Source organism: Phocaeicola sartorii JCM 17136 = DSM 21941, from assembly GCF_054653615.1.
In genome coordinates this window covers 3,971,104-3,993,211 of the sequence record NZ_BAAIFW010000005.1, presented here as the reverse complement: position 1 = coordinate 3,993,211, position 22,108 = coordinate 3,971,104, and the positions used below count along the sequence as shown (strand labels likewise).

Annotated in this window: 19 protein-coding genes and 1 tRNA gene; 6 read left to right on the top strand and 14 right to left on the bottom strand. The window is 43.9% G+C overall.

Annotated elements, in window-relative coordinates:
• Window positions 1–99: 99 nt before the first annotated feature.
• The 4 genes from ACYQ0C_RS16725 to ACYQ0C_RS16710 are packed head-to-tail and all read right to left on the bottom strand — an operon-like array spanning window position 100 to window position 3,813.
• Window positions 100–1,362: a lytic transglycosylase domain-containing protein gene (locus ACYQ0C_RS16725; protein WP_016278070.1), complete on the bottom strand. Its 1,263-nt coding sequence runs from the start codon at window positions 1,360–1,362 to the stop codon at window positions 100–102.
• A 4-nt stretch (window positions 1,363–1,366) separates the two neighbouring features.
• Window positions 1,367–2,128: a DUF5683 domain-containing protein gene (locus tag ACYQ0C_RS16720; RefSeq protein WP_016278069.1), complete on the bottom strand. Its 762-nt coding sequence runs from the start codon at window positions 2,126–2,128 to the stop codon at window positions 1,367–1,369.
• A gap of 15 nt (window positions 2,129–2,143) precedes the next feature.
• Window positions 2,144–3,040: a ParB/RepB/Spo0J family partition protein gene (locus ACYQ0C_RS16715; protein WP_016278068.1), complete on the bottom strand. Its 897-nt coding sequence runs from the start codon at window positions 3,038–3,040 to the stop codon at window positions 2,144–2,146.
• 5 nt (window positions 3,041–3,045) lie between these two features.
• The gene (locus ACYQ0C_RS16710) at window positions 3,046–3,813 is read right to left on the bottom strand and encodes a ParA family protein (protein ID WP_005845807.1); all 768 of its coding nucleotides are present in this window, start codon (window positions 3,811–3,813) and stop codon (window positions 3,046–3,048) included.
• A 257-nt stretch (window positions 3,814–4,070) separates the two neighbouring features.
• Here ACYQ0C_RS16710 and surE point away from each other — a divergent pair, with 257 nt between their 5' ends.
• Window positions 4,071–4,844: a 5'/3'-nucleotidase SurE gene (surE, locus tag ACYQ0C_RS16705; protein ID WP_016278067.1), complete on the top strand. Its 774-nt coding sequence runs from the start codon at window positions 4,071–4,073 to the stop codon at window positions 4,842–4,844.
• Window positions 4,841–5,980 (top strand): lipid-A-disaccharide synthase, encoded by a 1,140-nt coding sequence (lpxB, locus tag ACYQ0C_RS16700; RefSeq protein ID WP_016278066.1) that lies wholly within the window; start codon window positions 4,841–4,843, stop codon window positions 5,978–5,980. The genes surE and lpxB overlap by 4 nt, the downstream gene beginning before the upstream one ends.
• 143 nt (window positions 5,981–6,123) lie before the next feature.
• Here the strand turns inward: lpxB and ACYQ0C_RS16695 are convergent, their stop codons facing one another.
• The 3 genes from ACYQ0C_RS16695 to rsfS all read right to left on the bottom strand — a co-directional run bounded on the left by ACYQ0C_RS16695 (window position 6,124) and on the right by rsfS (window position 9,491).
• Window positions 6,124–6,963, bottom strand: a complete 840-nt coding sequence (locus ACYQ0C_RS16695; RefSeq protein ID WP_016278065.1) for a phosphatidate cytidylyltransferase — start codon at window positions 6,961–6,963, stop codon at window positions 6,124–6,126.
• Window positions 6,964–7,107: 144 nt separating this feature from the next.
• Entirely contained in the window at window positions 7,108–9,114 is a 2,007-nt protein-coding gene (gene ftsH / locus ACYQ0C_RS16690) for an ATP-dependent zinc metalloprotease FtsH (RefSeq protein WP_032941462.1), read from the bottom strand.
• 17 nt (window positions 9,115–9,131) lie between these two features.
• Entirely contained in the window at window positions 9,132–9,491 is a 360-nt protein-coding gene (rsfS, locus tag ACYQ0C_RS16685; RefSeq protein ID WP_016278063.1) for a ribosome silencing factor, read from the bottom strand.
• 319 nt (window positions 9,492–9,810) lie between these two features.
• Between rsfS and ACYQ0C_RS16680 the strand changes: the two genes are divergently transcribed.
• Window positions 9,811–9,881 (top strand) — tRNA-Gln (locus ACYQ0C_RS16680).
• Window positions 9,882–10,236: 355 nt separating this feature from the next.
• Here ACYQ0C_RS16680 and ACYQ0C_RS16675 read toward each other — a convergent pair.
• From ACYQ0C_RS16675 to rsmA, 3 genes are all read right to left on the bottom strand, one after another.
• On the bottom strand, window positions 10,237–12,045 hold the full coding sequence (locus tag ACYQ0C_RS16675; RefSeq protein WP_016278062.1) for a DUF349 domain-containing protein: 1,809 nt from the start codon (window positions 12,043–12,045) through the stop codon (window positions 10,237–10,239).
• 267 nt (window positions 12,046–12,312) lie between these two features.
• Entirely contained in the window at window positions 12,313–13,653 is a 1,341-nt protein-coding gene (mgtE, locus tag ACYQ0C_RS16670; RefSeq protein WP_016278061.1) for a magnesium transporter, read from the bottom strand.
• Between the two features lie 30 nt (window positions 13,654–13,683).
• Window positions 13,684–14,526, bottom strand: a complete 843-nt coding sequence (gene rsmA / locus ACYQ0C_RS16665) for a 16S rRNA (adenine(1518)-N(6)/adenine(1519)-N(6))-dimethyltransferase RsmA (RefSeq protein WP_025076791.1) — start codon at window positions 14,524–14,526, stop codon at window positions 13,684–13,686.
• A gap of 97 nt (window positions 14,527–14,623) precedes the next feature.
• Here rsmA and ACYQ0C_RS16660 point away from each other — a divergent pair, with 97 nt between their 5' ends.
• Both ACYQ0C_RS16660 and ACYQ0C_RS16655 read left to right on the top strand, forming a co-directional pair.
• Complete coding sequence (locus ACYQ0C_RS16660; protein WP_016278059.1) at window positions 14,624–15,628, top strand: lysylphosphatidylglycerol synthase transmembrane domain-containing protein; 1,005 nt, start codon at window positions 14,624–14,626, stop codon at window positions 15,626–15,628.
• On the top strand, window positions 15,625–17,085 hold the full coding sequence (locus tag ACYQ0C_RS16655) for an aminoacyl-histidine dipeptidase (protein ID WP_016278058.1): 1,461 nt from the start codon (window positions 15,625–15,627) through the stop codon (window positions 17,083–17,085). Before ACYQ0C_RS16660 ends, ACYQ0C_RS16655 begins: the two co-directional genes overlap by 4 nt.
• A gap of 61 nt (window positions 17,086–17,146) precedes the next feature.
• Here the strand turns inward: ACYQ0C_RS16655 and ACYQ0C_RS16650 are convergent, their stop codons facing one another.
• Window positions 17,147–17,614: a nucleoside deaminase gene (locus ACYQ0C_RS16650; RefSeq protein WP_016278057.1), complete on the bottom strand. Its 468-nt coding sequence runs from the start codon at window positions 17,612–17,614 to the stop codon at window positions 17,147–17,149.
• Between the two features lie 27 nt (window positions 17,615–17,641).
• Here ACYQ0C_RS16650 and ACYQ0C_RS16645 point away from each other — a divergent pair, with 27 nt between their 5' ends.
• The gene (locus tag ACYQ0C_RS16645; RefSeq protein WP_159106254.1) at window positions 17,642–17,797 is read left to right on the top strand and encodes a hypothetical protein; all 156 of its coding nucleotides are present in this window, start codon (window positions 17,642–17,644) and stop codon (window positions 17,795–17,797) included.
• Between the two features lie 69 nt (window positions 17,798–17,866).
• Here the strand turns inward: ACYQ0C_RS16645 and ACYQ0C_RS16640 are convergent, their stop codons facing one another.
• The 3 genes from ACYQ0C_RS16640 to ACYQ0C_RS16630 form a co-directional block, all read right to left on the bottom strand.
• A complete protein-coding gene (locus tag ACYQ0C_RS16640; RefSeq protein ID WP_016278056.1) occupies window positions 17,867–19,201 on the bottom strand; it encodes an NADP-specific glutamate dehydrogenase in 1,335 nt (444 codons plus the stop codon).
• A gap of 157 nt (window positions 19,202–19,358) precedes the next feature.
• Complete coding sequence (locus tag ACYQ0C_RS16635; RefSeq protein WP_025076792.1) at window positions 19,359–19,541, bottom strand: hypothetical protein; 183 nt, start codon at window positions 19,539–19,541, stop codon at window positions 19,359–19,361.
• A 126-nt stretch (window positions 19,542–19,667) separates the two neighbouring features.
• Entirely contained in the window at window positions 19,668–21,953 is a 2,286-nt protein-coding gene (locus ACYQ0C_RS16630) for an NADP-dependent malic enzyme (RefSeq protein ID WP_016278055.1), read from the bottom strand.
• Window positions 21,954–22,108 lie beyond the last annotated feature (155 nt).

The window sequence follows — 22,108 nt, the reverse complement described above, 5'->3', positions numbered from 1 at the left end:
CTTTGCCTCCTATAATCTATACTGCAAAAATATACAAAAAACATATTCAAGCAAGCATTTTCGGAAAATGTATCGTGTTAAATCGGTATTTTTTATCAATTATCTGATCCGCAAGCTCTTTCCGGCTCTGATATTGTTGCCTCTTATACCGTTCAGATTACGTAATTGACTGACTGATACATGGTATTTGGCGGCAATTCCTCCCAATGTGTCCCCTTGTTTGATTTTATGATAAAGAGTGCCTTTGGACGAGCGGCTTCCGGTGTTTGCCGTCTCTTTGATGGCTACCGTCTTTCTTTTGGTCAGGTATTCATTGGGCTTATAGGCGAATACGCTGTCCTGGCGGTCGATGAAGGTGCTGACAATGTTGTTGGGCAAACGAAGTACGCACAACTCGCTGTTGCCGGGAATGATATCCTTTTTGTATTGGGGATTCAGGCTGCGAAGCTGGTCAAGGTTGATGTTGCACACTTCTGCCACTTGCTGCAAGTGGAGGTCTTTGTCAATGTGAATGGTGTCTGTGGCATTGGGAAGCTGTGTTTCCATGGGACAGATGTCATGTTCGCAATAGTAGGTCATGATGTAGTTCGCTGCGATGAAAGCGGGAACATACCCACGGGTTTCTTTGGGCAGATAGTTGTAGATTGTCCAATAGTCTGTAGCTCCTCCGGCACGGCGGATGGCTTTGTTGATGGTGCCCGGTCCGCAATTGTAGGCTGCCAGTACCAGATTCCAGTCCTGGTAGATATCATATAGATCCTTTAGATAACGTACCGCCGCCCAGGTTGATTTGATCGGATCGCGTCTTTCGTCTATCAGGCTGTTGTTTTTCAGTCCGTATATTTTCCCGGTACCTAGCATGAACTGCCACAGGCCGGTAGCCCCCTGGCGGGAAACGGCGACAGGATTCAAGGCCGATTCTATAATCGGCAGATATTTCAGCTCTTGAGGAAGATCGTATAAATCGAGCGCTTCTTCAAAGATGGGCATATAGAAATTGGTTGCCGCAAGCATAAAGGAAACTTTATTGCGCAGACGGACGGCGTACATGTCGATGAATTTGCGTACAGCCTCGTTATAAGGCATTTCTATGATGGACGGGATGCGTGACAGGCGGTCCATATAGATGGAGTCGCTTACAACAGGGTTGGTGGAGGCCATGGTGCAGTTTTCTCCCAGTGTGATGTAATTCTTTGACTGCCAGTCCCAGTAAAGGCTGTCCATTTCCGACTGCATACTTTCAGGAACATCAATGATTTCTTCTTTTCCTGTAGTTTGCGAGTGAACGGTAATACTTTGGGTTTGTGCACTGATTCCCGTTGTTCCTATAAAGGTAAATAAACTAATTAAAAAGTTTTTCATGCGATTAAAATTTGAAACTGCATTGCAGGCCTATTGTGTTAGGTATCCTGCTCCGGCCGTCATTAAAAATAACAGGTTGTATTTGAAGACCTAAGTCTCTGGATATGTCAAAATCGGATAATTCGGCATCCACGTATGCGTCTATGACCGACAGTATATATACACCGATAAAGCAGAAGATGCTTAAATCCCGATACCGGCGATAAAAATCTTTTCGTTTTCTGAAGGTGTCCTCCATGCCTTCTGCGCTTATGCCGTGGGGCAGGAAGTCTTCGTAGCTTTTGGTATTGGGATCATCGTCCATAATATCCAGATAGGCCTGCGAATAGTCTTTGTACATTCTGTTGTTCCAGGTCAGCGCGTACGCGCATCCCACAAACCCTCCATATACTATCGGCAGTTTCCAATATTTGCGGTTGTATATCTGTCCTCCGCCGGGAATTACCAGTGCCAGCCAGATGGCACGGTTGGAATTTGGGATAAACCGGGGCTTTGTTTCGACAGCCATTGCTTTCTGTATGGAGTCGTTTTTACGAACCAAGGCGGCGGTGTCAACAGGCGCTTCCATGTTTTCTATCTTTAGCCGTTCCTCCAGCAGTCTCAGGCTGTCGGCGGCAAGTGAGTCTTTTACTTGTATGATAGAGTCTGCCTTTATACCCATACGGCGGTTGCGTGCTTTTTGGGCGTGAGCATTCATGCTTCCGGCCATCATAAGGCTTAAAAGCAGGAATGTAAACAGTTTATATGTGGATATTCTTCTTTTCAATGTCGTAATAGTGCTTTATTCTTTCTTTTTCAGTGAGTCCAGTATTTCCATGATCCGCTCCAAGTCCTCTTCATCGTTGAATGGAATACTGATCTTGCCTTTTCCTTTGGCTGTGCATGAAAGCTGCACTTTCGAACCGAAGAATCCGCAGAGATGGCTTTGCAGCAAGGTGTACTCTTCGGATAGCTTGGAGCCTTTCGGCTTAATCTTCTTCCCGCCGCTGTCTACTGTCTCGCCACTGCTCAGAGCCTTGACTATTTCTTCCACTTTGCGGACGGAATAGCCTTGTGACTGTATTTCATTAAAGATGCGTATTTGGGTTTTAGGATCATCTAAGGCCAGCAAGGCACGGGCGTGTCCCATGTCTATTTCACGGTTTTTCAGCGCTACCTGGATCTGTGCCGGAAGTTTCAGCAGACGCAGATAATTGGCGATGGTGGTACGCTTTTTCCCGACACGTTCGCTCAGACGTTCCTGGGTCAGTGCATATTGTTCCAGCAAGTGTTGATAAGCCAGTGCGATCTCCAGTGAGTTCAAGTCTTCACGCTGGATATTTTCAATCAAGGCCATTTCCATCACATTCTCGTCATCGGCCGTGCGGATGTATGCCGGGATGGATTTCAGCCCTGCCTGTATGGAGGCGCGGTAACGACGTTCTCCGGCTATGATCTGGTAGGAATCCTCACTCAGTTGACGCAACGTAATGGGTTGGATGATACCAATTTCGGCAATAGAGTCGGCCAGCTCCTGCAACGCCACCGGATCAAATTCACGACGCGGCTGGTTGGGGTTGACGGATATTTTGCTCAATTCTATCTCATTGATGGAAGATGAGCCGGCGGTCTTTACTTCTTCGGTCGAGATCAGTGCGTCAAGTCCGCGTCCTAAAGCAAATTTTTTCTGTACTGCCATGGTTCTTACTTACTGTTACGTGTTATAATTTCTTGTGCCAATGCCAAATGATTTTTGGCTCCGGTCGAGTCGGCGTCATACAATATTGCAGGAATGCCGTGGCTGGGAGCTTCGCTCAGTTTGACGTTACGCTGTATAATTGTCTTGAATACCAATTCTTGAAAATGACGTTTCACTTCATCGTAAATCTGGTTGGCCAGACGCAGGCGTGAATCGAACATTGTCAGCAGGAAGCCTTCTATTTCCAGCGATGGATTCAGCTTCGATTTGATAATCTTAATGGTATTCAGTAATTTACTGATACCCTCTAATGCGAAATATTCGCATTGGACCGGGATAATCACTGAGTCGGCTGCTGTCAGTGCATTGATCGTTATCAAGCCTAATGACGGCGAGCAGTCTATCAGGATATAGTCGTATTCGTCCCGCATGGGGGCTAATACTTTTTTCATGATCTTCTCGCGGTCTTCCAGGTTCAGCATTTCTATTTCTGCGCCAACCAGGTCGATGTGTGAAGATACGATGTCGAGTCCGTCAATGTCGGTAGTATAAATTGCTTCCCGTATATCGGCTTCGTTGATAATACATTCATAGATAGAGCATTCTACCTCTTTAATGTTCACACCCAATCCTGATGATGCGTTGGCCTGAGGGTCTGCATCAATAACCAGCACTTTTTTCTCCAGGGTTGCCAGAGAAGCTGCAAGGTTAATCGTTGTAGTAGTTTTACCTACGCCACCTTTTTGATTGGCTAAAGCAATAATTTTTCCCATATTAATCAGTTTTTCTCGCTGCGAAGTAACAAATAATAGGTGATTGTACCTATAAAAAACGGCAGACATTAGCAAAACTGTTGATAACTCATTGGTTTTGTTAATAACTCAACGGCGGCAAAGATAGAAATTTTCATTCAATTCTATTCTATTTTTAGCACTGGGTTGTAGAACATTAAGATAATTTTCTTTTCTGGCGGGAGATAGTTCCGGCAAAGAGTTGTATCTTTACGCTCCGAGAAAAAGAGTGGAAAAATATGAAAAAAGCAAAACCGTTGATATTGCTGTCAAATGATGACGGCGTGGAAGCTAAAGGGCTGAATGAACTGATAAGAGGACTGCGCGGAATGGGCGAGATTATCGTAATGGCACCGGACGGCCCTCGCTCGGGGGCTTCGGGGTCGATCACTTCCGAGCATCCTGTCCGGTATTATAAGGTACGTGAAGAGGAGGAGCTGACTGTGTATAAATGTACAGGCACACCGGTGGATTGTGTGAAACTGGCATTGCATACAGTGGTTCCCCGGCGGCCCGATGTGGTGATAGGCGGGATAAACCACGGTGATAATTCCTCTGTGAATGTGCATTATTCCGGCACGATGGGGGTGGTGATTGAAGGGTGTCTGAAGGGAATTCCTTCTATCGGGTATTCATTGTGTAATCATTTTGCGGATGCTGATTTCTCTCCGTCATTGCCTTATATACGCCGTATTACTGAGCAGGTCTTGGAACATGGTTTGCCTTTGGGCATATGTCTGAATGTGAACTTTCCGGATACGGTTGTCTTGAAAGGGGTACGCGTCTGCCGTCAGACAAATGGGGCTTGGATTAATGAGTGGAAGCGCAGCCAGCATCCCCGTGGCGGAGTGTATTTCTGGCTGACCGGGGAGTTTGACAATTATGAACCGGAAGCGGAGGACTCGGATCACTGGGCGCTGAGCCATGGTTATGTGGCGGTAACTCCGACCCAAATTGATGTTACAGCATACGGGATCATGAATGAGTTGAGGAACTGGAATCTGGAAGTATGAGATATTATTTGATCGTAGGCGAGGCATCGGGCGATTTGCATGCGTCTAATTTGATGCGTGCCTTGAAGCGGGAGGATCCCGGAGCGGAGTTCCGCTTTTTCGGTGGGGATTTGATGACGGCTGTTGGAGGAACGCGGGTAAAACATTATAAGGAACTGGCTTACATGGGCTTTATTCCGGTGTTGCTTCATTTGCGTACTATCTTCCGGAATATGAAGGAATGCAAGCAGGATATTGTCCGATGGGCTCCCGATGTGGTAATTCTGGTGGATTATCCGGGCTTTAACCTGAAAATAGCGGAGTATGTCAAGAAGCAGACGCAAATACCTGTCTATTATTATATTTCTCCCAAAATATGGGCTTGGAAAGAGTACCGGATTAAGAATATCAAGCGGGATGTAGATGAATTGTTTTCTATTCTGCCTTTTGAGGTTGAGTTTTTTGCGGGACATCAGTATCCTGTTCATTATGTGGGTAATCCTTGTGTGGATGCGGTGGATACTTATTGTAAGGAACATCCGGATGGATTTCCGGAATTTGTAGTGGATAATGGTTTGTCCGGCAAGCCTGTTGTTGCATTGCTGGCGGGTAGCCGGAAGCAGGAAATCAAAGACAACCTGCCGATCATGCTGGAGGCTGCTGCTCCGTTCACCAAGGATTATCAGTTGGTGTTGGCAGGGGCTCCGGGGATGGATCCTGCTTATTATTCAGATTATATGAATCCGGATGTGCCGGTTAAAATCATTTTCGGACAGACTTACAGGTTGTTGAGACAGGCGCGGGTGGCATTGGTGACTTCGGGTACTGCAACTTTGGAGACGGCTCTGTTCCGTGTTCCTCAAGTGGTGTGCTATTATACTCCGGTGGGAAAGTTCATTGCTTTTCTTCGCCGGCATATTCTGAAGGTGAAATATATCTCGTTGGTCAATTTGGTAGCCGGCAAGGAGGTGGTTCGTGAACTGGTGGCGGATACGATGACGGTGGATAATGTGCGTTCTGAATTGGAGGCTCTCTTATGTAATAAGGTATATGGAAACAGGATGCTGGAAGAGTATGACCGCATTATCCGGATTTTAGGTCCGGCAGGAGCTTCGGAGGCGGCAGCCCGTGAAATGGTGGCTTTGTTGAAGAAGTAAGTTTCTCCCGGTATTTTCTGATCCTTTCGGATAAACAGTTTAAGGCTGGTTCGGTCTGTGGGCGGGAAAGAAAAAATATCTATTTTCTCTTGTCCGCTCACAGGCAAGGATGTGTTCGGTTTTGATTCTTTGGAGTTGGCGGATTAAAATAAAGAAACGACATACAGATAGACTACTGCTGCCGGAATTGCGAGAATCGCACTGTCAAAACGGTCGAGCATTCCACCGTGTCCCGGTAAAATATTGCCCGAGTCTTTGATGCCCAATCGACGTTTTAATAGGGATTCCGTCAAATCTCCCCATGTGCCGAATACTACCACTGTCAATGCCAACCCCACCCATATTCCGGTGGACATGAAAGGGAAGAAGTGGGCAAGCAGGAAAGAGGCTATGATGCAGAATACGCCGCCACCGATGGAGCCTTCCCATGATTTTTTAGGAGAAATGCGTTCAAACAGTTTGTGTTTGCCGAATAACATGCCTGTACAGTAGGCGCCTGTGTCATTCACCCAGTTGAATATAAATATAGATAGCGGGAGAATGGCATTGTATTGTGAAATGCTGGCTGTCTGGTCCGAGTGGAAAGCCAATACGTTCAGCAAAGCGAACGGCAAAGCAATGTACATCTGGCTTAGCATGGCGTAAGCCCAGTTGTTCAGCGGATTTTCTTTTTTCAGATAAAGTTCACTGACCATCAGATAAATGAATAAGGCCAGATAAGGAATGAATATACCTGTTTGTGAAGGGTCTATTCCGAAATAGAAAAAGCACAGGAAAAGAAATACCCCGCTGAGAATACAGATACGTTTATTTACTTGTATCCCCTCTGCATGATTGACCAGATTACAGAATTCGTTGATAGCCAATGCACTGATTATGGCGAATAGGATACCGAAAGAAACGGGACCTCCCACTATGCAGCCTATCAATACTGCAACGAAGATAATTCCGGTTATTGCCCGTTGTAAGAAATTGCTTTTCATGGTCGTTGGTCTTAAGTGATTCAAAAATCAAAGTAGTTAGATCTGTGCTTCAATCATTCTGAATAGCAATGAAGAGTCTGCATTTGCTAACTTTTCGTGTCACTCAGAATGACATGCGGATAATTGACAGATCTCTCTACAATGTTATGCTTCTTTTTTTTCTTTATCCTTTTCCTCGGTATCTGAAGAATCCTTCTCTTCAAAATCTTCGGTCACTTCTATTGGTTTTACAGGAGTTTCTAAAGCCATAATTTCTTCAGAACGTGAAGTCCAGGGGCGTTTGCCAAAAATGCGTTCCACATCTTCGGCGAAAATCACTTCTTTTTCAACCAGCAGACGTGCCAGTTCGTTGTGACCATCTTTATGTTCGGACAATATGGCTTTTGCCCGGTCGTATTGTTCGTTAATCATTCTTTTTACTTCTTCGTCAATCAGTTCGGCTGTACGTTCACTGTATGGCTTGTTGAAAGAGTATTCATCGTTGTTGTAATAGCATAAGTTGGGTAACTTTTCACTCATTCCGGCATAAGCGATCATTCCGTATGATTGTTTTGTCACACGTTCCAAATCGTTCATGGCACCGGTTGAGATATGTCCGGTGAACAGTTCTTCAGCCGCGCGCCCTCCTAAAGTGGCGCACATTTCATCCAGCATTTGCTCTTTGGTTGTGATCTGCCGTTCTTCGGGCAGATACCATGCGGCTCCCAATGCACGTCCACGGGGAACTATGGTTACCTTGATCAAAGGATTGGCATGTTCCAGAAACCAGGACAGAGTGGCGTGACCTGCTTCGTGCAAAGCAATAGTACGCTTTTCTTCGGCAGTCATGATTTTGGTTTTCTTTTCCAAACCACCGATGATACGGTCCACTGCATCCAGAAAGTCTTGTTTCCCGACTGCGTTCTTGCCATGACGGGCGGCGATCAGGGCTGCTTCATTACAAACATTGGCAATATCTGCCCCGCTGAATCCGGGAGTTTGGCGGGCAAGTAAGTCCAGATCGACACTCTCGTCTAGTTTTAAGGGCTTCAAATGTACTCCGAATACTTCTTTACGTTCGTTTAAGTCGGGCAAGTCAACATGAATCTGGCGGTCGAAACGTCCGGCACGTAATAATGCTTTGTCCAATATATCCGCACGGTTGGTAGCTGCCAGAATGATCACACCGCTGTTTGAGCCAAAACCATCCATCTCTGTCAGCAATTGGTTCAATGTATTTTCCCGTTCATCATTTCCTCCCATGCTTGGGTTTTTGCCACGGGCGCGTCCTACCGCGTCTATTTCATCTATGAATATAATACAAGGGGCTTTTTCTTTCGCCTGGCGGAACAAGTCACGTACACGGGATGCGCCTACTCCGACGAACATTTCTACAAAGTCGGAACCCGAAAGCGAGAAGAAGGGTACGTCTGCTTCACCGGCAACAGCCTTTGCCAGCAAGGTCTTACCAGTTCCCGGAGGGCCTACCAGCAACGCGCCTTTAGGAATCTTGCCTCCCAGCTCTGTGTATTTCTGAGGTTGTTTCAGAAATTCTACGATTTCCTCCACTTCTTGTTTGGCTTCTGCCTGTCCGGCTACATCTTTAAAAGTAATCCGGTTGGCTTTGTCTCCTTTTTCATATACCTGAGCTTTGCTTTTACCTACATTGAACGGATTGGCGCCTCCAGTTCCTGCTCCACCGCTCATGCGGCGCATGGCAAACATCCAGATTCCGATCAATAGTAAGAACGGAGCAATATTCCAGAATAATGCACCGAAGTAGTCGCGTTTCTTCTCATAACTGATAGATCCGGTGAAGTGTCCCTCTTCCTGTGCCTTTTCCATGAATTTATCCAATGACTCCATGGAACCTATTTCTACATTCAAGGCCGGGCTGCGTCCTACTTTCTTGTAGTCATCTTTAAATACATCTTTAACAAATTCCGGTTTAATGTACATTTCTACCGTATTGTCATCGTATGCAATTATTTTATTGGCATATCCCTTGTTTATCATGTCTTTAAACTCGGTATATGTTATTTGCTTGTCAATTCCTCCTTCTTGATTGGAAAAGTAGAGAATGGCAAAACTCATGGCAATGATAACATACAGCCAGCTCAAATTGAAGCGTGGCATGTTTATCTTTGGCTTATTATTTGTATTTTCACTCATTTTAATTCTGTATAGGATTAATCTAAATCAGGAATTTGAGTCAGTTTGGCGTCTGCCCATAAATGTTCCAGATTATAAAAGTTTCTCGTTTCCGGCAAAAAGACATGCACCAGTACATCACTGTAGTCCATTGCTACCCACTCTGCGTTTCTCAGTCCGTCTATTCCCGTCGGTTTGTCATCTATTTCTTTATGTACATACTCCTTGACTGAGTCAACGATAGCTGTTACTTGACTTGGGGAATTGCCTTGACAGATGACGAAATAATTGCAAATGGTATCATCAATGGCGGTGAGGTCCGCTATTACAATGTTTTTACCTTTCTTTTCTTGAATACCTTCTGTTATTTTTTTTACTAAAGTCTCTGCTTCGTTCATTATAATGTTATTAACAACTGATTATTCTAATATTATGTATTTACAACAATGTACAAAGATACTTGGTTTTCTCATATCAGCGAAAAAATGTGCATTAAATATATTCGGTTTTTGTTTTTTTTAGTTAGATAATCTTTTTAGTGTTAGGTTAAACCAGAAGTGAGGATTTGTGATCAGGGGGGATGAAGTGGACTGGGAAAAGAAGATAAATAAAGAAAAAAAGATTTTGATTAAAAAAAAGCTTCAAAAATTTGTAGGTTAAATAAAAAGCCGTATCTTTGCAGCGTCAAAATCAAAACAGGCGTTTTGATAGGAAGAGTGGGATATGGTGTAATGGTAACACAACAGATTCTGGTCCTGTTTTTCCAGGTTCGAATCCTGGTATCCCAACAAATAACCCACTTATTAAAGGCAAAACCTCTCTAAAATGGTAGTTTTAGAGAGGTTTTCTTATTTCGGGGCTAGCTATCTTAAAAATAGACCATCCGAAATCGGTGTTAAATTCGGTGCCAACTCTCTATTTTTATACTTTATAGGCTCATCTAAACACGAAAAAAATGAGAGATCCAAAAAGCAAACGTTCAATATCCTGTTTGGGTTAAGACAGGGCGGGGGCTTAAAACAACTGGCACCCCTGTTTTGCAGGGGTGTAATTCAAGGACAAAGATAGTGAAAAATCAGTGCCACGTTAGCAAAAAAAAGAGTCTAACACATTCGCATTAAACTCTTTTTTATAATTGTTTTTTTATTCGTCTTTCATTGATTGGTCAATCACTTCTATTTTTTTCAGTATCAGTTCCAAGTCAGCTTTGAGCTTTTCCACTTTACGATTCATTTCTGTAACCAGGCTGCTGCCTTTTTTGGAAGAACTGGTCAAGAAACCTAAATTGTTTTCGTATGTTTGAATTTCATTCTTCATGTTCTCGTAAGCACGAACCAATTTTTCACGTTCACGATAGAGGTTGCCTTCCTTGCTGATCGTTGATTTGAAATTACTTAATTTTTTCTGTGATGCGGAGAGATTCAACTTGTCAAACAACTTATCAATGACTCCATGATATTGCTTATACAATTTGTCTTTCTCTTTAAACGGTACATGACCGATACTATTCCATTCCTTCATTAATTCTCGAATGACGTTTCCGGCATTCTCTTCCGGTGTTTCCTGTGCGTCGATTGTATTTAATTTTTCAATGATCGCCTTTTTCTGAGCCATATTTTCCTGTTCGACTGATCGCTGTGAAGAAGTAGCTTTGTTCTTTTGTTCGAAGAAATAGTCACATGCAGCGATAAAACGTTTCCATACGGCATCCGAATACTTTTTAGGTACAGGACCGATTGTTTTCCATTCCTTTTGCAATTTGCTCAGCACATCGGCGGTAGCCTTCCAGTCTGTGTTGTCTTTCAAAGCTTCCGCTTTTTCACATAATTCTTTCTTCTTTTCCAAATTGCCTGCCATGCTTTCCTTGATGGACTTGAAGAATTCGGCTTTGCGTTTGAAGAACTCATCGCAAGCGGCACGGAAACGTTCGAATATCTTCACGTTCATTTTCTGTGGTGCGTAACCAATTGTTTTCCATTTGGCCTGCAGGGCAATGATTTCCTGAGTTTTGTTTTCCCAATCTTGGAAAGTAGTAAACGTATTGTATTCCATTGCTTCCACAATCTCGCAGATTACGGTTTTTTCATCCAGATTACGTTGCTCTTTTTCTTTTAAAGCTTCGAAGTGTTGCTGGTGGCGACGGTTTACGGCTGTAGAGGCGGTCTTGAACCGTGTCCAGATGTCTTCGCGTAATTCCTTTGCTACAGGACCTGTATTCCGGAACTCTTGATGTAGCTTTTGCAATTGGTGGAAAGCGGAAATGACATCTTCTTCCTCGGCTAGTTTCTCGGCGGCTTCGCAAAGATGAGCCTTTATCTCAAGGTTCTTTTTAAAATCGTATTCACGGAATTCATTGTTCAACTTTATCAAGTCATAGAACTTTTCTGCATAGTGCTGATAATTTTTCCATAGTTCATTTACTTTGGCGGCCGGCACCTGTTTTATATCGTTCCATTCCTGTTGCAGCTTTTTGAATTCATTGTATGCTTTGTTGGCGTCTTCGGGAGATTCGGCAAGTTCTTTCAAACGGTCGATAATGGCGAGTTTCTTCACCAGATTATCTTCTTTTTCTTTATCTTGTTCTGCTTGTATGGCGCTTCTTTTTTCTTTGATAGAACTCATGATATCCTTGAAACGGCTTTCAGCATCGTCCGGTTGGGGGATAAATGCCTCGGGAGCGCCCCCGCCGTCAATAAATGCCTTGCGGGCGGTTTCTTGTTCGGCCTTGTGCAGCTTGTAGAAGTTCTGTTTCAATAAATCCAACTCCTGTTTGTCTGCATTGCAGGCGTCTTCATTGATTTCTTTCAAACGTTCGATGACCTCTTCTTTCGTTTGTTTAGGTACATACGTAGCGTTATTCTCTTCCACAGTAGCGGAAGATGATACCAAAGTTTCAGATGTTTGTTCCACCGGAACTTCGGTTAAAGGGCGGTTAGTTTCATTCGAGTCCATCGTATAGATTTTTAAAGTAAGCGTTCTTGTTATAACAACAATTTACAAATTAAAAGAAATAAATTAGAACTTCATACTGTTTTTCCCGATTTTTTTTAGGAAAATCTTTAAAAGTGGAGAAAACAGGGGAATCGAGGGGGGATGCACTACAGATTGCACAGATTCATACGGATTCTTTTTTATTGTGATTTCTTGAAGTCATCCGTGTGAATCTGTTTTTTTCTCTTTTGTATAAGTTGCAGTCTGTATCATTTGTGATGAAATGTATCAGGATAGTAATACGGTGATGCCCATATAGAGCATCATGCCTATAATGTCATTGGTGATGGAGATGAACGGACCTGTGGCGATGGCAGGATCTATTTTTAATTTTTCCAGTGTCATGGGAACCAGGGTTCCAAAGATGGAAGCGAACATGACCACGGCAAACAGACTAAGTGAAACCGAATAGGTCACGGTGGCGTTTGCCCCGAAACGGATGAAATTATAAATATATACCAGCATGGAAATAATGGTGGCATTGATTACGGCTACTACGGACTCCTTTACTATTTGTTTCCAGGTGTTCTGGGCGTCTAGTGAACTGTTTGCCAGCCCCTGTACGATGAGTGCTGAGGACTGTGTCCCTACATTTCCGCCTGTTCCACCGATAAGAGGGATATAGAGGGCCATTTCGGGATGGGCGGCAAAAGTGCTGTCAAAATTACCCAAAATCATGGAGTTGCCTATTCCGCCTATCATACCGATAAGCAGCCAGGGAAGACGGGCTGTAGTCTGGCGGAAAACATTATCGTCTGTTTCTACATCTTGTGACAGACCTGATGCCAGCTGATAGTCGCGTTCTGCCTGTTCACGAACTTCGTCCATCACATCATCTACGGTGATCCGTCCCACCAGACGTCCGATGCTGTCAACTACCGGTACGGCAACCAGGTCATATTTTTCAATGGTCTGGACCACTTCGTCCACAGGTGTATCTACATGGACGGATATCGGGTCTTTCCTCATCACATGTTTCACTTTGGATACGGAAGGGCTGGTTATCATTTTCTTCAGCGGGAATACACCGCGCAGCCGCTGGTCATCGTCTACTACATATACATAATAGATCTCGTCCATATCTTCCGCCTGGATGCGCATTTCCTTTAGACATTCGGGCATACTCCAGTTTTCGTTTACGACTACCATTTCGGTACCCATCAATCCACCGGCGGTATCTTCGTCATATTTCAACAAATCGACAATGTCTCCGGCTTGTTCTATGTCTTCAATGTGTGAGAGGACTTCTTCCTGTTTCTCTTCGTCCATTTCACGGATAATGTCCACAGCATCATCCGAGTCCATGTAGTCGACAAAGCGTTTGGCGATTGTTTCAGAGGGAAGGATTTCCAGAAATTCCTTACGGGCGTCTTCATCCATTTCGATAAGGACGTCGGCGGCAGTCTCATTGTCCAGTAACAGGTATATGAACCGCGCTTCTTCCGCGTCCAGTTCATTGCACAGTTCTGCTATGTCGGCAGGATGCAGATCGGCGAGTAAGCCCTTAAGTTGTTCTGAGTCTTTTTGCTCGATCAGCTGCTCTACTTTTTCTAGTTCCTCTTTATTCATCCTACTCTTCCGTTAATATAATAATAGGTGTTATTCTTTCTTGTTTGTTACTTTCCGGGCGATATCGTTGCTGTAAACAATGTCCGTCTTGTTCTTCAATGCCGCTTCCACTCTGTTGGTCAGTTCGATGAACTCTGGTACGGACAATTGTTCTGGCCGTTTATTGAAAATGGGGTCGGCACTCAACGGGTTCTCTTTGTCCAAAATGGAGGAAATGGAGTTCCTCAAGGTTTTACGTCGTTGGTTGAACGTTGTTTTTACAATGAGTTTGAACAGTTTTTCATTGCATCCCAGGTCAGTCGTTTCATTGCGTGTCATGCGGATTACCGCACTTTTGACCTTGGGAGGCGGATTGAATACATGTTCGTGTACGGTAAATAGGTATTCTACTTTATACCAGGCTTGTATCAAGATGCTGAGGATGCCGTACGTCTTGCTTCCGGGGCCGGCGGCAATGCGTTCGGCTACTTCTTTTTGGATCATTCCGGTACAACAGGGGATCAGATCTTTATAATCCAGCATTTTAAAGAATATTTGGCTGGATATATTATAAGGATAGTTGCCGGTCAGAACAAAAGGTTTCCCGTCAAACAACTTTTCAAGGTGCAGTTTCAAAAAGTCGTCTTCAATGATATGCCCTTCCAGAGCCGGGTAGTTCTCACGAAGATAAGCTACAGATTCATAGTCCAGCTCCACTACTTTTACGGGACGGCTTTTCTGCATAATAAACTGGGTTAGTACCCCCATTCCCGGTCCTACTTCCAGAATTGGCAGGTCGGGGCACACATCTACGGTATCGGCTATGTCTTTTGCGATACTGAGGTCTTTCAAGAAGTGTTGTCCTAGAAATTTTTTTGGCTTAACTAATCCCATTCCGTTATTTTCTATCATTTATAAATAGGTTTATTTCGCTAAGATAGTATCTTTGCATCGTGCAAAGGTAAACATTCTAAATTAATATACACAGATTTTGGAACGAACTCGATTAAAAAAGATCATAAATAAAGGTTTGCAGATTGCATTTCCGTTATTTTTAGGAGCCGCGATACTGATATGGATGTATCACGGATTCAATTTTTCCCGGGTATGGGAGGTTTTGGATGGAGGAATGAACTATGGGTGGATGTTGTTGTCGCTGGTCTTTGGTGTATTCAGCCACATATTTCGCGGGTGGCGGTGGAAACTGACATTAGCTCCGTTGGGCGAGCATCCCAAAACATCTGATTGTGTGTATGCCATCTTCGTGTCATACGCTGCCAACTTGGCTGTTCCCCGTGTAGGCGAGATTTCCCGTTGCGGTGTGTTGGCGAAATACGATGGCACGTCTTTCTCCAAATCGTTGGGTACGGTGGTTACGGAGCGGTTGATTGATACGTTGTGTGTGGCGTTGATTACAGGGGTAACTTTGATCATGCAGGCAAGGGTATTCGATATTTTCTTTAAAGAAACCGGCACGGATACCACGGTCTTGTCACAGGTCTTTACCTCCGGGCATTTCTATATCACTATCGTCTGTGTGTTGGCCGTATTGGTACTGGCCTTTTTTCTGATCAGGAATGTGACAGTCTTTGCCAAAGTGAAAGGCATTCTCCATAATGTATGGGTTGGTGTACTGTCTTTGCGCCATGTAAAGCGGATGCCTTTGTTCATTCTTTACACTGCCGCCATTTGGACTTGTTATTTCCTGCAATTCTATGTCTCCTTCTTTTGTTTCGATTTTTCTGATAATTTGGGAGTGATGGCGGGGCTGGTTATGTTTGCTGTAGGTAGCATTGCGGTAGTAGTTCCGACTCCTAATGGGGCGGGTCCGTGGCATTTTGCTGTCATAACGATGATGATGCTCTATGGAGTCGGAAAAGAAGATGCGGGAATTTTTGCCTTATTAGTGCATGGAATACAAACTTTTTTATTAATTTTGTTGGGTATATATGGATTAGCGGCTTTGCCGTTCACTAATAAAACTAAGAAGTTATGAGTACAATTCTCTCTCTCGCTCCGCAGAATGTGTGGAAGCATTTCTATTCATTGACTCAGGTTCCCCGTCCTTCGGGTTACTTGAAGAAGGTTCAAGAGTTCTTGCTGAACTTTGGAAAAAGTGTAGGTGTAGAGTCATTCCAGGATGAAGCTGGTAATATTATTTATCGTAAGCCTGCCACTCCGGGGATGGAAAACCGTAAGAAAGTGATTCTTCAGGCTCACATGGACATGGTGCCTCAGAAGAATAATGATACGGTGCATGATTTTGAAAAGGATCCTATCGAAACTTATATTGACGGAGATTGGGTGAAAGCCAAAGGTACGACTTTGGGAGCAGATGACGGTATGGGTGTTGCGGCTATCATGGCTATCATGGAAGATAAGACGCTGAAACATGGTCCGTTGGAGGCGTTGATTACTGCTGATGAGGAAACCGGCATGTTCGGTGCGTTTGGCTTGAAGCCAGGTACGGTAGATGGTGATATTCTGTTGAATCTGGACTCGGAAGAAGAAGGAGAATTGTATATAGGTTGTGCAGGTGGTGAAGACTTGACAGCTGTTTTGGAATATAAGGAAATGGAGACAGATCCGGCTGACATTGCTTTGAAGGTTACTTTGAAAGGATTACGTGGCGGACACTCCGGATTGGAAATCAATGAAGGACGTGCCAATGCCAACAAACTGATGGCTCGTTTCATGAATCAGGTGATTGCTTATGATGAGGCTTGTCTGGTTTCTTGGCAAGGTGGTAATATGCGTAACGCCATTCCTCGTGAATGTGAAGTAGTTATTACGGTTCCTGCTGATGAGGAAGCGGACGTGATGGAATTTGTGCAGGAGTGCGAAGCATTGTGGAATGAAGAATATCATGTACACGAAACTCCGATCAGCTTCAAGGCAGAACGGGTGGAATTGCCTGCGATGATGGTTCCCGATGAAATCAAAGATAATCTGGTGGATGCGATTTATGCTTGTCAGAATGGGGTGATGCGTATGATTCCTACGATCCCTGATACAGTAGAAACTTCTTCTAATCTGGCTATCGTTTCTATCGGAGGCGGTAAGGCGGAGATCAAAATCCTGGCCCGCAGTTCGCGTGACTCGATGAAGGATTATCTGAACACTGCACTGGAAAGCTGTTTTTCTATGGCAGGTATGGAAGTAACCCGTTCCGGTGGTTATTCAGGCTGGGAGCCCAATGTGGATTCTCCTATTCTGAAAGCTATGAAGGAGTCTTATCAGGCACAGTTCGGTAAGGAACCTGCTGTGAAAGTGATTCATGCCGGTTTGGAATGCGGTATCATCGGTGCGGTGGTTCCGGGATTGGATATGATTTCCTTCGGTCCTACTTTGCGTTCTCCTCACTCACCGGATGAACGCTGCTTTATTCCTTCTGTAGGCAAGTTCTATGATTTCGTGGTAGCTACCTTGGAAAATACACCGGTAAAAGAATAGTCTTTAAGATTTTATAAAGCTTTCGGGCGCGGATGATATGGATTTCATCCGCGTCTTTTTATTAATACTCTATCTTATCACTTTTTTCCGTCCATTGCTGGAAGGCCTTTATTGCCTCTTCCGCCAAAAGAATTTCGGAGGGAAGTTTGCGTGCCGAAGGTTTCAGACTCAGTTCATCATAGATAAAAGAGTCGTCAAAACCTATATTCTTGGCATCCGTCTTGTTGTTTGCATAATACATTTTATCCAATCGTGCCCAGTAAATAGCTCCCAGACACATAGGACACGGTTCACAAGAAGTATAAATTTCACATCCACTCAGGTTGAATGTTCCTAGTTTGGTTGCCGCTGCACGGATGGCGCTGACTTCCGCATGGGCGGTGGGGTCACATAGTGTGGTGACACGATTGACTCCGGTAGCGATAATCTCTCCGTCCTTGGCGATAACAGCTCCAAAGGGACCGCCGCCGTTTGTTACATTATCTATAGAAAGCTTAATTGCTTTCCGCATTAATTCTTCTTTTTCCATAGTGGTTCTATTTCTTTGGATATAACTATGGCAAAGATAGTATTTTCTTCTATATTAATGTGGTTGATAAGTTTATTTTGCGCGGGAGGCTTAGTTTGGCAAAAAGGTGGCGGATATAATCCTTCATGCAATGTATTGAAAAAATGGAGGAATGCTGTTTGGGAAGAATTTGGTATTTATTGAAAAAGGTGCAGGAAAAATAGATTTCCGCACCTTTTTCTACAATATGATATAATATAAAGGAATGTTCTATTAAACAATACCTTGAGCCATCATAGCCTTGGCTACTTTCATGAATCCTGCTACATTAGCACCTTTCACGTAGTTTACATAACCGTCAGCCTCAGTACCGTATTGTACACAAGCCTCATGGATGTTTTTCATGATACTTTTCAATTTCTCATCTACTTCTTCTTGACTCCAGCCTAGTTTGATAGAGTTCTGAGTCATTTCCAATCCGGATACAGATACACCACCCGCGTTGGCTGCTTTACCCGGAGCATACAGAATCTTGGCTTCTTGGAATACGCGGATAGCTTCAGGGGTAGAGGGCATGTTTGCACCTTCGCTGACAGCCATGACGCCATTGGCAACCAATTGTCTGGCTTCATCGCCGTTCAGTTCGTTCTGAGTGGCGGAAGGTAATGCGATATCTGCTTTCTCACCCCAAGGACGGGCGCCTGCCACGTATTTGCAACCGTATTTTTCGGCATATTCACGGATACGTCCACGGTATAAGTTCTTCAACTCCATGATGAAATCCAGTTTTTCACGGTCTATTCCATCCGGATCATAGATGTAACCGTCTGAGTCGGACATGGTAACTACTTTACCACCCAGCTCGATTACTTTTTCTACGGTGTATTGAGCTACGTTACCTGAACCTGAAACCAAACAAGTTTTTCCTTTCAGGTCTGTACCTTTGGTTTTCAGCATTTCCATCAAGAAGTAGATATTACCGTATCCGGTTGCTTCGGGGCGAATCAAGGAACCACCGAATTCACGGCCCTTGCCGGTCAGTACACCGGAGAATTCATGAGAAAGTTTCTTGTACATGCCGAACATGAAACCTACTTCGCGGCCACCTACACCGATATCGCCTGCCGGAACGTCAGTTTCAGGACCGATGTGACGCCATAATTCTAACATGAATGCTTGGCAGAAACGCATCACTTCTGCGTTTGATTTGCCACGTGGAGAGAAGTCGGAACCTCCTTTGCCACCACCCATCGGAAGGGTAGTCAGTGAATTTTTGAATGTTTGCTCGAAGGCAAGGAATTTCAAAATTCCCAAGTTCACAGAAGAGTGAAAACGGATACCACCTTTGTATGGGCCGATGGCATTGTTATGTTGCACACGGTAGCCCATGTTTGTCTGGATGTTACCTTTGTCATCCATCCATGTTACACGGAATTGATATACACGATCAGGAATACATAAACGTTCAATCAAATTTACCTTGTCAAATTCGGGATGTTTGTTGTATTCTTCTTCGATTGTACTTAGCACTTCCTCTACTGCCTGATGATATTCAGGTTCATTGGGGAATCTTCTTTTCAGATCTTCTAATACCTTAGCTGCATTCATAATCTACTTCTTTTTATAGTTGTTAATTAATTCTTTCTATTACTTTTTTGATGGTGCAAAAATATAGATAAGAATTGAAATATGCAACAATTTATAAAGAAAATACGTAGAAAAATATCAATCTGTGCAAAATGTAAGCTAAAAAGCGGATAAAAGATTATTTTCCCCTTTCCTTGAGATATTTTAGTAATGGAATGAAGACCAAGGCTCCCGAAATGATAATGGATAATATTAAAGGTCCGTCAATATGTTCGCTCCCTGTTAGGATAATATAGCAAATGGCAATCCATAACAGGGCTAAGGTTACGATTTGTGGAAGGGAAAGCGACTTTTTTTTCATAGTACTGTTTTGATGATTTAGATGTGTTTCACCACAGATTGTCTTGATTTGCACTGATAAAATTGGCTGATGCTACAACCTGAATGATGATCTGTATAAACCGATGCAATCTGTGGTGAATGTTGTTTATTTCCTTTTCTTTTTTTTGTAAACGATAGCGTCAATTACCGCAACAGCGGTGATGTTTACGATGTCGCGTACAGAAGCTTCGCAGTCGGTGAAATGGATAGGCTTGTTCAGTCCCATTTGTATCGGGCCGATTACCTCAGTCTCACTCATGGACTGAATTAACTGGTAGGTGGCATTGGCAGAGCTCAGATTCGGGAATACCAGCGTGTTTACTTCCTTGCCTTTCAAACGTGTGAAGGGATATTTCTCGTCACGCAATTGGGTGTTTAGGGCAAAATTGACCTGCATCTCACCGTCTATAGCCAGTTCCGGGTATTCTTTCTGCATATAGTCCACCGCATCATGTACTTTAGCCGGGCTTCCCTCGGTGTCCGAACCGAAGTTGGAGTAGGACAACATGGCCATTGTTGGAGTGTGATTAAAGAACTCTACTGTCTTTTTTGACAATTTGGCGATGTCAATCAAGGTGTCGGTATCCGGATGGCGGTTGATCAGTGTGTCAGCTACAAAGTAAGTGCCTTTCTTTGAATTCAGAATATGCATTGTCCCGAAATGTTTGTATTCCGGTTGGATGCCGATAACTTCTTTCGCTACCTTGATCGTGTTGGAATATTTGGTGTATAGACCGGTGATGAATGCGTCGGCTTCTCCGGTTTCAACCATCATCATACCGAAGTAGTTGCGTTCGAACATCTTGTCGTTGGATTCTTGGAGGTTGGCCCCTTGGCGTGCACGTTTTTCTGAAAGTATGCGGGCGTAACGTTCACGGCGTTCGGCTTCACGGTCATGACGAAGATTGATGATTTCTATTCCTTCCAAACTCAGATCCAGTTCTTTTGCCAATTTTTCAATGCGCTCATCGTTACCTAATAAGATAGGGTGACAGATCCCTTCGGCTTTGGCCTCTACGGCAGCTTTTAACATCGTAGGATGAATACCTTCGGCAAATACTACACGTTGTGGGGCGCGACGGGCTGTTTCGTAAAGTTGACGGGTTAATTTGCTTTCTTGTCCCATCAGTTCGCGCAGGCGGGTCTTGTAGGCTTCCCAGTCAGTAATATTTTTGCGCGCAACTCCTGATTCCATTGCTGCTTTTGCCACAGCCATAGAAACTTCGGTAATTAAACGGGGGTCAACCGGTTTGGGAATGAAATATTCAGGGCCGAAAGTAAAATTATTCACATGATAGGCTTCGTTCACTACATCGGGAACAGGTTGTTTTGCCAAATCGGCGATAGCATGTACGGCGGCCAGCTTCATTTCTTCATTAATTGCTTTGGCTTGGGTATCCAAAGCTCCGCGGAAGATATAGGGGAAACCGATTACGTTATTGATTTGGTTGGGGTAGTCTGAACGTCCGGTGGACATCAATACATCAGGACGGGATGCCATGGCGTCTTCGTAAGAGATTTCCGGAGTCGGATTGGCTAATGCGAATACGATGGGATGATCTGCCATGCTGCGGACCATGTCTTGAGTCAGCACATTACCTTTTGATAATCCTAGGAATACATCTGCTCCTTTGATGGCTTCTTCCAGTGTATGTACGTCTCGACGGTCGGTTGCAAAGAATTTCTTGTTTTCTGTCAGGTTGGGGCGGTCACTGGTTATCACGCCTTTGCTGTCCAGCATCAAAATGTTTTCTTTACGGGCTCCTAACGCTACATATAGTTTGGTACAGGAAGTGGCGGAAGCTCCGGCGCCGTTTACTACGATTCTTACATTTTCAATTTTCTTTCCGGCGACCTCCAATGCGTTCAATAGTCCGGCAGATGAAATGATAGCTGTACCATGCTGGTCGTCGTGCATTACTGGGATATCCAGTTCTTCTTTCAGCCGGTTTTCTATCTCGAAACATTCAGGAGCCTTGATGTCTTCCAAGTTGATACCTCCGAATGTGGGGGCAATGGCTTTTACGGCTTGGATAAATTTTTCAGGATCTTTTTCGTTTACTTCGATATCAAAGACATCAATGCCTGCGTAAATTTTGAAAAGCAGTCCCTTACCTTCCATGACAGGCTTTCCGCTCAAAGCGCCTATGTCGCCTAGTCCTAAAACGGCTGTACCATTGGAGATAACGGCTACTAAGTTGCCTTTCGCAGTGTAGTCGTATGCGGTTTGTGGGTCTTTCTCTATTTCCAGACAAGGTTCGGCTACTCCGGGGGAATAAGCCAATGACAGGTCTGTTTGTGTGCTGTACGGTTTTGTCGGTACAACTTCAATTTTTCCGGGCTTGCCTTGCGAGTGGTATAGCAAAGCTGCTTCTTTGGTAATCTTGACCATAATCTTTTTACTTTAATAATGTTATTGTTTTAAATTGGTGGCAAAAATACAAATAAAATTATAATTTGAAGTCTAAATAGTGTAAAATGATATCGAATTGATGATTTTTTAAGTGTTGGTTTTGATCAGTGCGAAAATCAGATTTCATTCTTTAG

Coding starts and splice junctions, on each gene's coding strand:
- ACYQ0C_RS16635 (WP_025076792.1), bottom strand. CDS start 19,541: ATGAAAAAAAAGTCGCTTTCCCTTCCACAAATCGTAACCTTAGCCCTG.
- ACYQ0C_RS16650 (WP_016278057.1), bottom strand. CDS start 17,614: ATGGAAAAAGAAGAATTAATGCGGAAAGCAATTAAGCTTTCTATAGAT.
- ftsH (WP_032941462.1), bottom strand. CDS start 9,114: ATGAGTGAAAATACAAATAATAAGCCAAAGATAAACATGCCACGCTTC.
- surE (WP_016278067.1), top strand. CDS start 4,071: ATGAAAAAAGCAAAACCGTTGATATTGCTGTCAAATGATGACGGCGTG.
- ACYQ0C_RS16645 (WP_159106254.1), top strand. CDS start 17,642: ATGGCAAAGATAGTATTTTCTTCTATATTAATGTGGTTGATAAGTTTA.
- lpxB (WP_016278066.1), top strand. CDS start 4,841: ATGAGATATTATTTGATCGTAGGCGAGGCATCGGGCGATTTGCATGCG.
- ACYQ0C_RS16695 (WP_016278065.1), bottom strand. CDS start 6,963: ATGAAAAGCAATTTCTTACAACGGGCAATAACCGGAATTATCTTCGTT.
- ACYQ0C_RS16640 (WP_016278056.1), bottom strand. CDS start 19,201: ATGAATGCAGCTAAGGTATTAGAAGATCTGAAAAGAAGATTCCCCAAT.
- rsmA (WP_025076791.1), bottom strand. CDS start 14,526: ATGGGATTAGTTAAGCCAAAAAAATTTCTAGGACAACACTTCTTGAAA.
- ACYQ0C_RS16655 (WP_016278058.1), top strand. CDS start 15,625: ATGAGTACAATTCTCTCTCTCGCTCCGCAGAATGTGTGGAAGCATTTC.
- ACYQ0C_RS16675 (WP_016278062.1), bottom strand. CDS start 12,045: ATGGACTCGAATGAAACTAACCGCCCTTTAACCGAAGTTCCGGTGGAA.
- mgtE (WP_016278061.1), bottom strand. CDS start 13,653: ATGAATAAAGAGGAACTAGAAAAAGTAGAGCAGCTGATCGAGCAAAAA.
- rsfS (WP_016278063.1), bottom strand. CDS start 9,491: ATGAACGAAGCAGAGACTTTAGTAAAAAAAATAACAGAAGGTATTCAA.
- ACYQ0C_RS16725 (WP_016278070.1), bottom strand. CDS start 1,362: ATGAAAAACTTTTTAATTAGTTTATTTACCTTTATAGGAACAACGGGA.
- ACYQ0C_RS16715 (WP_016278068.1), bottom strand. CDS start 3,040: ATGGCAGTACAGAAAAAATTTGCTTTAGGACGCGGACTTGACGCACTG.
- ACYQ0C_RS16630 (WP_016278055.1), bottom strand. CDS start 21,953: ATGGTCAAGATTACCAAAGAAGCAGCTTTGCTATACCACTCGCAAGGC.
- ACYQ0C_RS16710 (WP_005845807.1), bottom strand. CDS start 3,813: ATGGGAAAAATTATTGCTTTAGCCAATCAAAAAGGTGGCGTAGGTAAA.